The sequence below is a fragment of the Staphylococcus sp. TE8 genome, assembly GCF_000692055.1.
Classification (GTDB): Bacteria; Bacillota; Bacilli; order Staphylococcales; family Staphylococcaceae; genus Staphylococcus; species Staphylococcus capitis.
The window spans coordinates 1,057,857-1,073,401 of record NZ_JMGB01000001.1 but is presented as its reverse complement, the minus strand read 5'-3'; the positions used below and the strand labels follow the sequence as shown (position 1 = coordinate 1,073,401).

The following is a 15,545-nucleotide window of genomic DNA, read 5'->3' as shown; positions in this document are numbered from 1 at the left end:
TTGAATATTGAAGAATTTGACTATCATTTGCCAGAATCTTTAATAGCTCAAACACCTTTAAAAAATAGAGACCAAAGTCGTTTGCTTGTGCTTCAAAGAGAGACTGGTAAAATGACTCACCTCCATTTTAAAGATGTCATTGATTATTTAAATCCTGGAGATACACTGGTTTTAAATGATACGCGAGTGATGCCCGCAAGACTATTTGGCTTAAAAGAGGAAACTGGCGCTAAAGTAGAAATGCTTATGCTTACTCAAATTGAGGGAAACGATTGGGAAGTATTGCTAAAACCTGCTAAAAGAATCAAGGTGGGTAATCGCTTATCATTTGGCGACGGAAAAATTGTTGCTGAATGTATTAAAGAATTAGAACAAGGTGGACGTATTATGCGTCTACACTATGATGGTATTTTACAAGAACGCCTTGATGAGCTTGGTGAGATGCCTTTACCTCCATACATTAAAGAACGTCTTGATGATCCAGATAGGTATCAAACTGTATACGCTAAAGAAAGTGGTTCTGCTGCAGCTCCAACTGCAGGGTTACATTTTACGGATGATTTATTAAATCAAATTAAGCAAAAAGGGGTCAATATCGCTTTTATAACATTGCATGTAGGGTTAGGCACGTTCAGACCAGTTAGCGTTGATAACATTGATGATCACGAAATGCATAGCGAATATTATCAAATGACTCAAGAAACTGCTGATTTACTTAATCAAACAAAGGCCAAAGGTAAAAGAATAATTTCGGTGGGAACAACATCTACACGTACTTTAGAAACTATTAGAAGAGACCACGAGCAATTTGTTGAAAAAAGTGGCTGGACGGATATATTTATTTATCCTGGATTTGAATATAAAGCAATAGATGGATTAATTACTAATTTTCATTTACCTAAATCTACATTAGTAATGCTAGTTTCAGCATTTAGTACTAGAGAAAACATTTTAAATGCATATCATAAAGCGGTAGAAATGGAGTACAGATTCTTCAGTTTTGGAGATGCAATGTTAATTATTTAAAGAAGAATGTGAGGTTTAACGTATGCCTGCGGTAACTTATGAGCATATTAAAACATGTAAACAATCAGGGGCAAGATTAGGTATTGTACATACACCACATGGTTCATTTGAGACACCGATGTTTATGCCTGTGGGAACAAAAGCTACAGTTAAAACGATGAGCCCTGAAGAACTTAAAGATATTGAAGCAAAAATCATTTTGGGCAACACATATCATTTGTGGCTACAACCTGGAAATGATATCATCAAGCATGCTGGGGGCCTACATCAATTCATGAATTGGGATGGTCCGATTTTAACAGACTCTGGTGGATTTCAAGTTTTCAGTTTGAGTAATTTGCGTAAAATAACTGAAGAGGGCGTTGAATTTAGACATCATACTAATGGTTCTAAACTTTTCCTTAGCCCTGAAAAGTCTATGCAAATACAAAATGATTTAGGTTCAGATATCATGATGGCGTTTGATGAATGTCCGCCCATGCCATCTGAATACGATTATGTTAAAAACTCAATTGAAAGAACCACACGCTGGGCAGAAAGATGTTTAAAAGCGCATCAACGTCCCGAAGATCAAGCATTGTTCGGTATTATTCAAGGTGGAGAATACAAAGATTTACGTGAGCAAAGTGCGAAAGAGCTTGTTGACCTTGATTTTCCTGGTTATGCTATCGGAGGTCTGTCTGTGGGAGAACCGAAGCCAGTTATGTATGACATGGTTGAACATACCGAACAATTTATGCCGAAAGATAAACCTAGATATCTTATGGGGGTAGGCTCACCTGATGCATTAATAGAGTGTAGCATCAGAGGCATGGATATGTTTGATTGCGTGCTTCCTACTAGAATCGCTCGAAATGGTACATGTATGACTTCAAAAGGTCGTGTAGTTATAAAAAATGCAAAATATGCAGATGACCTTGGACCATTAGATGATAATTGTGACTGTTATACTTGTCGTAATTATTCAAGAGCATATATTAGACATTTAATCAAAGCGGAAGAAACTTTTGGTATCCGTCTTACTACTATTCATAATTTACATTTTCTGCTAAAATTAATGGAAGATATAAGACAAGCCATTCGAGAAGACCGTCTTTTAGACTTTAAAGATGCGTTCTTTGAACAGTATGGATTAAATGTAGAGAACCCTAAGAACTTTTAAAAGGAGAATTTAACAATGGGCCAATTCACATCATTGATTTTACCAATTTTATTATTGGTATTAATGTGGTTCTTTTTAATCAGACCACAACAAAAACGTGCTAAAGAGCATCGTGAAATGATTAGCCGTGTAGAATCAGGACAAAAGGTTACTACAATAGGCGGTATTAAAGGTACTGTTAAATCTGTTGATGAAACAACAGTTGTCATTACAGTAAATGGTCATGGTACGGAAATGACTTTCGAGAAACCAGCCATCAAACAAGTTGACCCTTCATAATATGAGGTCAGTTTTAATTAAAAGTGGGACTCTTTAAAAGGAGTTCCACTTTTTTTATATACAAATCATTATGTTAAATTTGTTTAAAAGTTATAAATTAAGCCAATAATTTCACTATTGAGTGTAGTATGTTAATATAGATAGGTCGTTAAAGTGAACGTAATATCATTTTAACTTGCATGATAAAATAATCATCGAGTATGCTAAATACATAAGTAAATAATGAGGTGTTCATGTGAAGAAAACTAGTAGATTAATTGCATTCATACTACTTGTGGCTCTTCTTTTTACAGGAATGGGACTTACATATAAGAATGTAGTTAAAAATGTTAATTTAGGACTTGATTTACAAGGTGGTTTCGAAGTACTTTATCAAGTTAATCCTTTAGATAAAGGAGAAAAGATAGACAAGAAAGCACTTCAAGCAACATCAAGAACACTCGAAAACCGAGTTAATGTTCTAGGTGTTTCAGAACCTAAAATTCAAATTGAAGATCCTAACCGTATACGTGTTCAATTAGCTGGTATTAAGGACCAAGCTCAAACACGTAAATTGTTATCTACGCAAGCGAATTTAACAATTAGGGACGCTCAAGACCATGTTTTAATGTCTGGTTCAGATATCAAACAAGGTTCAGCCAAACAAGAATTTAAACAAGAAACTAATCAACCAACAGTAACATTTAAGGTTAAAAGCAAAGAAAAATTCAAAAAGGTTACTGAAAAGATTTCAAAAAAACGTGACAATGTTATGGTTGTCTGGATGGACTATAAAAAGGGTGATAGTTACAAGAAAGAGGCTAAGAAGCAACAAGAAGGTAAAGACCCTAAATATGTTTCTGCCGCAAACGTAGATCAGCCAATTAATTCAGATAGCGTCGAAATTTCCGGTGGTTTCAATGGTAAAAAAGGTGTTAAAGAAGCTAAACAAATCGCTGAATTACTAAATGCCGGTTCGTTACCTGTAGATCTTAAAGAAATTTATTCTAATTCAGTTGGCGCACAATTTGGTCAAGATGCTCTAGATAAAACAATATTCGCTTCATTTATCGGTGTAGGAATAATTTATCTATTTATGCTAGGCTTCTACAGATTACCAGGTTTAGTAGCAATTATTGCATTGACTACTTACATTTACCTAACATTAGTTGCATTTAACTTTATTTCTGGTGTGTTAACATTACCGGGACTTGCCGCACTTGTGCTTGGTGTAGGTATGGCTGTTGATGCTAACATTATTATGTATGAGCGGATTAAAGATGAACTAAGAATAGGTCGAACTCTCAAGCAGGCTTATTCTAAAGCAAACAAAAGTTCATTCCTAACAATCTTTGACTCAAACTTAACAACTGTTATTGCTGCAGCTGTGCTGTTCTTCTTCGGTGAGAGCTCAGTTAAAGGTTTCGCAACGATGTTACTATTAGGTATTTTAATGATATTCGTTACAGCTGTCTTCTTGTCACGTGGATTATTATCATTATTAGTATCATCTAACTTCTTTAAGAAAAAATATTGGTTATTTGGAGTTAAGAAAAATGATCGCCATGACATTAATGAAGGTAAAGATGTTCATGACCTTAAAACATCATTTGAAAAGTGGAATTTCGTTAAGTTAGCAAAACCGCTTATCGCGTTAAGTATTTTAATCGTCATAGTTGGTTTAGTTATTTTATCAATTTTTAAACTTAATTTAGGTATTGATTTCTCTTCTGGTACAAGAGCAGATATTGAGACAAATCAATCACTCACTCAAGGTAAAGTCGAAAAAGCTGTTAAAGATGTCGGCTTATCGCCAGACCAAGTTCAAATTAATGGCAGCGGTCATAAAAATGCTACTGTACAATTCAAGAAAAATTTAACAAGGGCAGAAGATAACAAGCTAAGTGATAAGATGAAATCAGAGTTTGGTGATACACCACAAATTAACTCAGTATCACCATTAATCGGTCAAGAACTCGCTAAAAATGCTATGACAGCGTTAATCCTAGCTTCAATAGGTATTATTATTTATGTATCACTTCGATTTGAATGGCGAATGGGCTTATCTGCAGTACTTGCGTTATTACATGACGTATTCATAATCGTAGCAGTATTTAGTTTATTTAGATTAGAAGTTGACTTAACATTTATCGCAGCTGTATTAACAATTGTAGGTTATTCTATTAATGATACAATTGTTACTTTCGACCGTGTTCGAGAAAACTTGCATAAGGTTAAGGTGGTTACGTCACCTGAGCAAATTGACGATATTGTTAATAGATCAATTAGACAAACAATGACACGTTCAATTAATACGGTCTTAACCGTTGTAGTTGTAGTTGTTGCTATACTCATTTTTGGTGCACCAACTATATTTAACTTCTCATTAGCGTTATTAATTGGTTTAATCTCAGGAGTATTCTCTTCTGTATTTATCGCCGTACCGCTTTGGGGTATCATGAAAAAACGTCAATTGAAGAAATCTCCAAACAGTAAATTAACGGTTTATAAAGAGAAAAAATCAAATGATGAAAAAATCTTAGTTTAATCTATTAGTTAACTGTCAATTAAGTATTTAATGCTTAATTGACAGTTTTTTGTTGAAATTATTTAATCCTCAACGGGTTGTACTTTTTATTTTAAATAAAGTTCGGTATAATGACTTTTGGAAATGAGGACGATTGTTATGATTAAATCAAGATATCATTGGGATTTAGCCCAGCCAACTGAATACATAACAGATGATCTTGCTAAGAAACTTAAGCTTTCACCTATTGTAAAAAAAGTTTTGGAAAGCAAGAATCTAGTTCAAGAAAAAAATATTTTAGATGTATTAGAAGATAAAGTACTTGACCATGACCCTTGGTTATTAAGTGATATGCAAAAAGCAATTGATCGCATAAATTTAGCTATTGATAAAAATGAACGTATTTTAGTCTATGGTGATTATGATGCTGATGGTGTCACTTCAACAACTATTCTTGTTAATACATTACAGCAATTGGGTGCTCAAGTAGGATGGTATATTCCTAATCGGTTTTCTGAAGGTTATGGACCTAATGAACATGCCTTTCGTAATGCATATGATGAGGGGATCTCACTAATCATTACAGTGGATAATGGAATACAAGGGCATGATGAAATTAAAATGGTTCAAGACCTCGGTGTGGATGTCATTGTGACAGATCATCATGAGATTGGACGTACTTTACCAGAGGCATTAGCCATTGTACATCCAATGCACCCGGATTTTGACTATCCGTTCAAATATCTTTGTGGTGCTGGTGTGGCATATAAGCTATCGCAAGCTTTATTAAGTCATCCACCTCAGCAATTTATAGCATTAGCAGCTATAGGAACGATTGCAGATTTAGTGTCTTTAACAGATGAAAATCGTTCAATAGTTAAAAGAGGATTGAAAATATTAAATGATCAGACACCTGTTTCTATCAATGCTATATTGAAACAAGCAGGTTATAATGATCAAATCAACGAAGAAACAATTGGGTTTATCATTGGACCTCGACTCAATGCGGTAGGTAGATTAGAAGATGCATCACTAGCTGCTGAATTATTAATGGTAGATGAGTTTGAGGAAGCAGAATTTTTAGCTGAACAAGTGGAGCATTTCAATCAAGAAAGAAAAGATATTGTAGCAGAAATTACTGAAGAGGCGCTTTCATTAGCTGAGGAACAAGTTCAACAAGGAAATTTATTTTTATTATTAGCTAAAGAGAATTGGCATGAAGGAGTACTCGGTATTGTAGCATCTAAGATTGTTGAAACTTATGCTCTGCCAACTCTAATCTTGAATATTGATTTAGAGCAAAATCATGCTAAAGGCTCTGCTCGTTCGATAGAACAAGTGTCAATGTTTGAAATTTTGAATGCTCATCAAGATTTAATTACTAAATTTGGTGGTCATCATATGGCTGCTGGTATGACTATGGATATAGAAAATATTGATGAACTACGAAAAGGTCTTAACGAGTGGATGAAGCAACTTTCAGAATCAACATCTTTAGCACCACGTAAACATGTAGATGTACTGCTCAATGAGAGTGAAATTACTGTTAAAAATATCCAAGATATACAAAAATTGCGTCCTTTTGGTACAGACTTTAATAGTCCTACATTTGAAGTTAATGATTTAAATGTTAAATCGATTAAAGCTATAGGCCAAGAAGGTAAACATTTAAAAGTGGCACTTGGGGAGAATCAATTAGCGGCACTTTACTGGAGTTATGGACATCTTGCTAAAGAAATCGAAATGGGGCAACCACTTAATTTAATAGGTAACCTTCAAATCAATGAATGGAATGGAAATCAATCACCCCAATTAATTATTCAAGATATTGCTACAGAAACAATACAAATCTTAGATTATCGAAGCAAACGTAAGCATCTTCAATTCACTGAAAATAATTCTAATACAGCATATGTGATTCATCCTAAAAAGGATAAAACCAATGAGCATCATTATTATTATGGTGAAACTATAGAATCACAATATGATAAAGTAGTTCTCAGAGATTTACCTACAACAATGAATGAAATTGAAGAAACGCTTAAACAATTACAATTTTCCCAGCTTTATCTTGTTTTACAACATGATCAATCAATTTATTTTGAAGGTATGCCAAGCAAAGCATTGTTTAAAGAATGTTTTAAAGCTTTAATTAACAAACAAGAAACAAATTTAGCTAAAGAGGGTATGATGTTGTGTGAGTTTTTAAAAGTTAAGCCAGAAATATTAAAGTTTATGCTTAAAGTTTTTAGTGAGCTTAATTTTATTTACAACGAGGATGGTCTTATTAAAATAAATTCACACTCTAGTAAAAAAGATATCGAGACGAGTCGTCTTTACCAATTAAGACAATCTCGAATAGAAGTAGAAAAAAGATTACTGTACGATGACTTTTCAAATATTAAAAAATGGATAAAGTCTCAATTGAGTTAAAATTTAGGAGGAAATTTAATGGATTTAAAACAATATGTCTCAGAAGTTCAAGATTGGCCAAAACCGGGAGTAAGTTTTAAAGATATAACTACAATTATGGATAATGGTAAAGCATATGGATACGCGACTGATCAAATCGTGGAGTATGCGAGAGAAAGAGATGTTGATGTTGTAGTAGGGCCAGAAGCTAGAGGATTTATTATTGGTTGTCCAGTGGCATACTCTATGGGGATTGGATTTGCTCCTGTGCGTAAAGAAGGTAAATTACCTAGAGAAGTTATTCGTTATGAATATAGTTTAGAGTACGGTACAAACATTTTAACTATGCACAAAGATGCGATTAAACCAGGTCAACGTGTGTTGATTACAGACGATTTACTCGCTACGGGTGGTACAATTGAAGCGGCAATTAAACTTGTAGAGAAATTAGGTGGCATCGTTGTAGGTATTGCATTTATTATCGAATTAAAATATCTACATGGTATTGAAAAGATAAAAGATTATGATGTCATGAGTCTTATTTCATATGATGAATAACTAAAGTTATGTTCAAAGCTATATCTTGTATTATTTAAATTTTAATACAGGATATAGCTTTTTTATATTCCAAAAATAACCTTACCTTAGCGAAATTTAATAAATAGATTGTAAGATTTAAAGTCTACCCACGTTTATTTATTTAAAAAATTGTAGTATCATAGAACTATTATTTAAATTAAAGTGAACTACCTTATTTAAGTTAGGGTAAAAGTTATAGTAAAGTGGAAGTAAGTATTACTTATTGTATAGATAAGGGCATAGATTTTATATAATCAGAATTTTACAAATATATTATATTTTAATTTTCAAAATCAAAAACCTATAAAAGCAAATAAATTAACTCGTTTATTTAGCGTTTAAATACTAAGGTATGTAATAGTAATAAATTTGAGTGGGGTGTCATAATTTGAACAACGAATATCCATATAGTGCGGATGAGGTTCTTCATAAAGCTAAATCATATTTATCGGCAAGTGAATATGAATATGTACTTAAGAGTTATCACATCGCTTATGAAGCCCATCAGGGTCAGTTTAGAAAAAATGGCTTACCTTATATCATGCATCCTATTCAAGTTGCAGGTATATTAACTGAGATGAGACTCGATGGGCCTACAATCGTAGCCGGCTTTCTACATGATGTCATAGAAGACACGCCTTATACATTTGAAGATGTTAAAGATATGTTCAATGAAGAGGTTGCTCGTATTGTAGATGGTGTAACAAAACTTAAAAAAGTTAAATATCGCTCTAAAGAAGAGCAACAAGCTGAAAACCATAGAAAACTATTTATAGCCATCGCTAAAGATGTTCGAGTTATTTTAGTAAAGTTAGCAGACCGTCTGCATAATATGAGAACATTGAAAGCAATGCCTAGAGAGAAACAAGTCAGAATTTCAAAGGAAACTTTGGAGATATATGCTCCACTTGCACATCGTTTAGGTATTAACACAATCAAATGGGAATTAGAAGATACAGCATTAAGATATATTGATAGCGTCCAATACTTCCGTATTGTAAATCTAATGAAGAAAAAACGTAGTGAACGAGAAGCATATATAGATAATGCGATAAACAAAATTGAAGCAGAAATGGATAAAATGAACCTTTCTGGTGAGATTAATGGTAGACCTAAACATATTTATAGTATTTACCGTAAAATGATGAAACAGAAAAAACAATTTGATCAAATTTTTGATTTATTAGCTATACGTATCATTGTTAATTCAATTAATGATTGTTACGCCATTTTAGGTCTTGTTCATACATTATGGAAACCTATGCCGGGTAGGTTTAAAGATTATATAGCTATGCCAAAACAAAATATGTATCAATCTCTTCATACTACAGTTGTAGGTCCTAATGGTGATCCACTCGAGATACAAATTAGAACATATGAAATGCATGAAATTGCCGAACACGGTGTAGCGGCTCACTGGGCTTATAAAGAGGGAAAAACGGTTAATGAGAAAACTCAAGATTTCCAAAACAAACTTAATTGGTTAAAAGAACTAGCTGAAACAGATCATACCTCCACTGATGCTCAAGAATTTATGGAGTCTTTAAAATACGATTTACAAAGCGATAAAGTTTATGCGTTTACACCTGCGAGTGACGTTATTGAATTGCCATATGGAGCAGTGCCTATTGATTTCGCTTATGCCATACATAGTGAAGTAGGTAATAAAATGATCGGTGCAAAAGTAAATGGCAAAATTGTACCTATTGATTATGTACTACAAACAGGTGATATCATTGAAATACGTACCAGTAAACACTCATATGGACCGAGTCGTGATTGGTTGAAAATCGTAAAATCTTCAAGTGCGAAAAGTAAGATTAAAAGTTTCTTTAAAAAACAAGACCGCTCCTCAAATATTGAAAAAGGTAAATTTATGGTTGAAGCAGAAATAAAGGAACAGGGATTCCGTGTTGAAGATGTTTTAACCGAAAAGAATTTAGAGGTTGTAAATGATAAGTATCATTTTGCAAACGACGAGGATTTATTTGCGGCTGTAGGATTTGGTGGCGTAACTTCCGTACAAATTGTTAATAAACTAACTGAAAAACAACGAATATTAGATAAACAGAAAGCTTTAAATGAAGCCCAAGAAGTTACAAAATCAGTTCCTATTAAAGAAGATATTAATACTGACAGTGGTGTATATGTTGAAGGGTTAGAAAACGTCCTTATCAAACTGTCAAAATGTTGTAATCCTATACCTGGTGATGATATTGTAGGATATATCACCAAAGGTCACGGTATAAAAGTTCACCGTACAGATTGTCCAAATATAAAAAACGAGACAGACCGGTTGATTTCTGTAGAGTGGGTTAAATCTAAAGATTCAACTCAACGTTATCAAGTTGATTTAGAAGTGACAGCATACGATAGAAATGGTTTACTTAATGAAGTGCTACAAGCTGTTAATTCGACAGCAGGTAGTTTAATTAAAGTTTCAGGTCGTTCTGATGTAGACAAAAATGCTGTGATAAATATTAGCGTGATGGTGAAAAATGTTAACGATGTTTATCGCGTCGTTGAAAAGATAAAACAACTAGGTGACGTATATACAGTATCGAGAGTTTGGAACTAGAGGTGCAAAAGAAATGAAGATAATTGTACAAAGAGTTAAACATGCGAGAGTAATAAATGATTCTATCGATAATGAAATCGAGAGAGGATTTTGTTTACTAGTAGGTGTAGGCAAAGATTCTACTGAAGAAGATATCAAAATCGTTGCCAAAAAAATTGCTAACGCTCGATTATTTGAAGATGAAAATGACAAATTAAACCTTAATATACAACAAGTTAATGGACAAATCTTATCTGTATCTCAATTCACACTTTATGCAGATGTTAAAAAAGGTAATCGTCCTGGATTTTCAAATTCAAAAAGCCCTGAAGAAGCGAAACAACTTTATGAAAGATTTAATGAGGAATTAGAATCATACGGTTTAACTGTTAAAACAGGCGAATTTGGTACACACATGAATGTTGAAATTAACAACGATGGTCCTGTTACTATAATCTATGAATCACAGGATGGAAAAATTCTATGAACAAAATAGATGCTTGGTTAACACGACATGGCCTAAAAAATTGGCTTACACTTGTAGTAGTCATAGCATTCATTCTATTTATTATCTTGTTATTTATGTTTCTCAATCAAGGTGATGAGGATACTGGTCAGATTACAATCACTGAAAATGCTGAATTAAGAACAGGTCCTAATGCAGCCTATCCTATCATTTACAAAATTGAAAAAGGTGATAGCTTTAAGAAAGTAGATAAACAAGGTAAATGGATAGAAGTCCAAAATCGGGCTGGAACAGAAAAAGGCTGGGTTGCCGGTTGGCATACAAACTTAAATATACATGCTGACAACTCTAAAGCTTCTAATCCTCTTAAAGGTAAAACAATTGTACTTGATCCTGGTCATGGTGGTAGTGACCAGGGTGCATCAAGTAACACCCCCTCTAAAAGTTTAGAAAAGAATTACACTTTGAAAACTGCTAAAGAACTTAAAAAATTACTTGAAAAAGAAGGTGCCAAAGTCAAAATGACTCGCACCACAGATAAATATGTGTCTTTAGATGATAGAAATATTAAAGGCGACGCATTTATCAGTATACATAATGACTCTTTAGATTCCTCTAATGCTAACGGTGCAACCGTTTATTGGTTACAAGATAATCAAGAATCGCTCGCTCAAACATTAAATTCTAATATCCAGAAAAAAGCCTTGCTTACTAATAGAGGTGCGCGACAACAGAATTATCAAGTACTCCGACAAACTGATGTGCCAGCTGTATTGTTAGAACTCGGATATATTAGTAATCCAACCGATGAAAATATGATTAAAGACCAACTACATCGTCATGTCGTAGAGCAAGCAGTAGTTGATGGTCTTAAACAATATTTCTCATCATAGAACTTGCAAATTAAAATAAAACTCGTTATCATAATTAATGAACTTTATAAATAAAACCATTATTATTCTTGAAAGATTAAACGAAAAAGGTAGCAAAGTATTGCGTAGAAATACAATCCTAGGCTGTAAGATTGTACTGAGTAGTTTAATTCTTGAACACAAGAAGAGGTACTTTAGGAAACTAATGTCGGCTTACGCACGTTAAGCGTATTGAGTGGGTCAAGCTCTTATTAAGAGACTGATCAATTAGGGTGGCAACACGGTTATTACGTCCCTTGTATAGTTTTAAACTATACAAGGGACTTTTTATTTTCTTAATTGGGTATAATCATCACCTTAGTCGTCATGATGACCTATTCTGAAACTAACGACAAAGGAGACAATGATATGATCAAGATTCCAAGAGGCACACAAGATATCTTACCTGAAGATTCAATCAAATGGCGCCACATTGAGAATAAATTAGATGAACTCATGGAATTATATAATTATAAAGAAATTCGCACACCTATATTTGAAAGTACTGAACTATTCGCAAGAGGTGTTGGCGATTCTACCGATGTAGTTCAAAAAGAGATGTATACCTTTAAAGACAAAGGAGATCGTAGTTTAACTTTACGACCTGAAGGTACTGCAGCGGTTGTTCGTTCTTATATAGAACATAAAATGCAAGGTAATCCTAATCAACCTGTTAAATTATATTATAACGGTCCTATGTTCAGATATGAACGTAAACAAAAAGGACGTTATCGTCAATTTAATCAATTTGGTGTAGAGGCGATTGGTGCTGAAAATCCGAGTATAGATGCTGAAGTTTTAGCTATGGTAATGCACATTTACGAATCTTTTGGTTTAAAACATCTTAAACTCGTTATTAATAGTATCGGTGATAGTGAATCACGAAAAGAATATAACGAAGCGCTTGTTAACCATTTTGAACCTGTTATTGATACGTTTTGTTCAGACTGCCAATCTCGTTTGCACACAAATCCGATGCGTATTTTAGATTGTAAAATTGACAGAGACAAAGAAGCAATCAAAACCGCACCTCGTATAACGGATTATCTTAATGACGATTCTAAAGCATACTATGAACAAGTAAAACATCATTTAGATGACTTAAATATTCCTTACGTAGAAGACCCAAATCTAGTAAGAGGTCTGGATTATTATACCCACACAGCATTTGAACTTATGATGGATAATCCAAACTATGATGGAGCTATCACTACATTATGCGGTGGCGGTCGTTATAATGGTTTACTACAGTTATTAGATGGACCAAGTGAAACAGGTATTGGATTTGCTTTAAGTATTGAAAGACTCTTACTTGCACTAGAAGAAGAAGGTATTGAGTTAGATATTGAAGAAAACTTTGATTTATTTATCGTAACGATGGGTGAGGAAGCTGATCGTTATGCAGTGAAGCTTTTAAATGACTTACGAAAAAATGATGTGAAAGCTGATAAAGATTATCTCAATAGAAAAATTAAAGGACAAATGAAACAAGCCGATAGATTAAATGCAAAATATACAATTGTTATTGGCGATCAAGAACTTGAGAATAATTCCATTGCAATTAAAAATATGACTACAGGAGAGTCAGAAAATATACAACTTGATCAGTTAATTAATTATTTTAAAAAGTAGAAAGGGAGTATAACTTTGAGTAAGAGAACAACATATTGTGGTTTAGTCACAGAAGATTTATTAGATGAAAAGGTAACTTTAAAAGGATGGGTACACAATCGCCGTGATCTCGGAGGATTAATTTTCGTAGATTTAAGAGATCGTGAAGGTATTGTTCAAATCGTTTTCAATCCGGACTTTTCAGAAGAGGCCTTAAAAGTAGCTGAAACAGTACGTTCTGAGTATGTTGTAGAAGTACAAGGTGTTGTTACTAAACGTGACCCAGAAACAATTAATCCTAAAATTAAAACAGGTCAAGTAGAAGTTCAAGTTTCAAATATAGAGATTATTAATAAGTCAGAAACGCCTCCGTTTGCAATTAACGAAGAAAACGTCAATGTAGACGAGAACATCCGCTTAAAATATAGATATTTAGATTTACGTAGACAAGAATTAGCTCAAACTTTCAAAATGAGACATCAAACAACACGTTCAATTCGTCAATATTTAGATGATAATGGCTTCTTCGATATAGAAACGCCAGTATTAACTAAATCTACACCAGAAGGTGCTCGTGACTATTTAGTACCTTCACGTGTTCATGAAGGTGAATTTTACGCTTTACCTCAATCACCTCAGCTGTTTAAACAATTATTAATGATAAGTGGTTTTGATAAATATTATCAAATCGTTAAGTGTTTCCGTGATGAAGATTTACGTGCAGACCGTCAACCTGAGTTTACGCAAGTAGATATTGAAATGAGTTTTGTTGATCAAGAAGACGTTATTTCAATGGGCGAAGAGATGTTACGTAAAGTTGTTAAAGATGTTAAAGGTATCGATGTAGAGGGACCGTTCCCACGTATGACATACGCTGAAGCTATGGACCGATATGGTTCAGATAAACCTGATACACGCTTTAATATGGAACTCATTAATGTATCTCAATTAGGTAAAGACATGGATTTCAAAGTCTTTAAAGATACTGTTGAAAATGAAGGCGAAATTAAAGCAATTGTTGCTGAAGGTGCTGCGGATCAATATACACGTAAAGATATGGATTCATTAACTGAATTTGTAAATATTTACGGTGCTAAAGGATTAGCTTGGGTTAAAGTAGTCGAAGATGGCTTAAGTGGCCCAATCGCTAGATTCTTTGAAGATGCTAATGTAGAAACATTAAAAACATTGACTGGAGCTAAACCTGGTGATTTAGTTATGTTTGTAGCCGATAAACCTAGTGTGGTTGCTCAAAGTTTAGGAGCATTACGTATTAAATTGGCCAAAGAATTAGGATTAATCGACGAGTCTAAATTAAACTTCTTATGGGTAACTGATTGGCCATTACTTGAATATGATGAAGATGCTAAACGTTATGTTGCTGCACACCATCCATTCACATCTCCTAAACAAGAAGATATTTCGAAACTAGATTCTGAACCTGAAAATGTTCAAGCAAACGCATACGATATCGTATTAAATGGTTATGAGCTTGGTGGGGGATCAATAAGAATACATGATGGTGAATTACAACAAAAAATGTTCGAAGTTTTAGGGTTCTCTACTGAACAAGCACAAGAACAATTCGGCTTCTTACTTGATGCATTTAAATACGGTGCACCACCACACGGCGGTATAGCATTAGGATTAGACAGACTAGTGATGTTACTCACTAACAGAACAAACCTAAGAGATACAATCGCATTCCCTAAAACAGCATCAGCAACTTGCCTATTAACAGACGCACCAGGAGAAGTATCAGACAAACAACTAGAAGAACTCTCACTACGAATCAGACACTAGGGGCCCCAACATAAAGAATTTCAAAAAGAAATTCTACGAGCAATGCAAGTTGGGGTTAGGCTCCCGACACAAAGGATTTCGATAAGAAATCCCTCGAGCAATGCAAGTCGGGACAAAGGGGCCCCAACATAAAGAATTTCAAAAAGAAATCCCACGAGCAATGTGGACCTAGATGAAAACTCAATACCGCTTACTAAAGTTAAAAATTTAGACATAAAAAAGTTGATACTTTG

The 15,545-nt window shown here is 33.9% G+C and carries 11 protein-coding genes; all 11 read left to right on the top strand.

Annotated elements, in window-relative coordinates; translation table 11 throughout:
• The gene (gene queA, locus CM54_RS05055) at nt 1-1,026 is read left to right on the top strand and encodes a tRNA preQ1(34) S-adenosylmethionine ribosyltransferase-isomerase QueA (protein ID WP_002436078.1); all 1,026 of its coding nucleotides are present in this window, start codon (nt 1-3) and stop codon (nt 1,024-1,026) included.
• A 22-nt stretch (nt 1,027-1,048) separates the two neighbouring features.
• Entirely contained in the window at nt 1,049-2,188 is a 1,140-nt protein-coding gene (tgt, locus tag CM54_RS05050; RefSeq protein WP_002436105.1) for a tRNA guanosine(34) transglycosylase Tgt, read from the top strand.
• Between the two features lie 15 nt (nt 2,189-2,203).
• Complete coding sequence (gene yajC / locus CM54_RS05045) at nt 2,204-2,467, top strand: preprotein translocase subunit YajC (RefSeq protein WP_002436110.1); 264 nt, start codon at nt 2,204-2,206, stop codon at nt 2,465-2,467.
• 235 nt (nt 2,468-2,702) lie between these two features.
• Nucleotides 2,703-4,994 (top strand): protein translocase subunit SecDF, encoded by a 2,292-nt coding sequence (gene secDF, locus CM54_RS05040; RefSeq protein ID WP_037549343.1) that lies wholly within the window; start codon nt 2,703-2,705, stop codon nt 4,992-4,994.
• 138 nt (nt 4,995-5,132) lie between these two features.
• The gene (gene recJ / locus CM54_RS05035; protein WP_037549341.1) at nt 5,133-7,406 is read left to right on the top strand and encodes a single-stranded-DNA-specific exonuclease RecJ; all 2,274 of its coding nucleotides are present in this window, start codon (nt 5,133-5,135) and stop codon (nt 7,404-7,406) included.
• 18 nt (nt 7,407-7,424) lie between these two features.
• A complete protein-coding gene (locus CM54_RS05030) occupies nt 7,425-7,943 on the top strand; it encodes an adenine phosphoribosyltransferase (protein WP_002453394.1) in 519 nt (172 codons plus the stop codon).
• Between the two features lie 409 nt (nt 7,944-8,352).
• Complete coding sequence (locus tag CM54_RS05025) at nt 8,353-10,542, top strand: RelA/SpoT family protein (RefSeq protein WP_037549340.1); 2,190 nt, start codon at nt 8,353-8,355, stop codon at nt 10,540-10,542.
• Nucleotides 10,543-10,555: 13 nt separating this feature from the next.
• Complete coding sequence (gene dtd, locus CM54_RS05020) at nt 10,556-11,008, top strand: D-aminoacyl-tRNA deacylase (RefSeq protein WP_030064674.1); 453 nt, start codon at nt 10,556-10,558, stop codon at nt 11,006-11,008.
• Entirely contained in the window at nt 11,005-11,880 is an 876-nt protein-coding gene (locus CM54_RS05015) for an N-acetylmuramoyl-L-alanine amidase (protein WP_002436126.1), read from the top strand. The genes dtd and CM54_RS05015 overlap by 4 nt, the downstream gene beginning before the upstream one ends.
• A 387-nt stretch (nt 11,881-12,267) precedes the next feature.
• Nucleotides 12,268-13,530: a histidine--tRNA ligase gene (hisS, locus tag CM54_RS05010; protein WP_037549338.1), complete on the top strand. Its 1,263-nt coding sequence runs from the start codon at nt 12,268-12,270 to the stop codon at nt 13,528-13,530.
• A 15-nt stretch (nt 13,531-13,545) separates the two neighbouring features.
• Nucleotides 13,546-15,312, top strand: coding sequence for an aspartate--tRNA ligase (aspS, locus tag CM54_RS05005; protein ID WP_037549336.1), 1,767 nt, complete (start codon nt 13,546-13,548; stop codon nt 15,310-15,312).
• Nucleotides 15,313-15,545 lie beyond the last annotated feature (233 nt).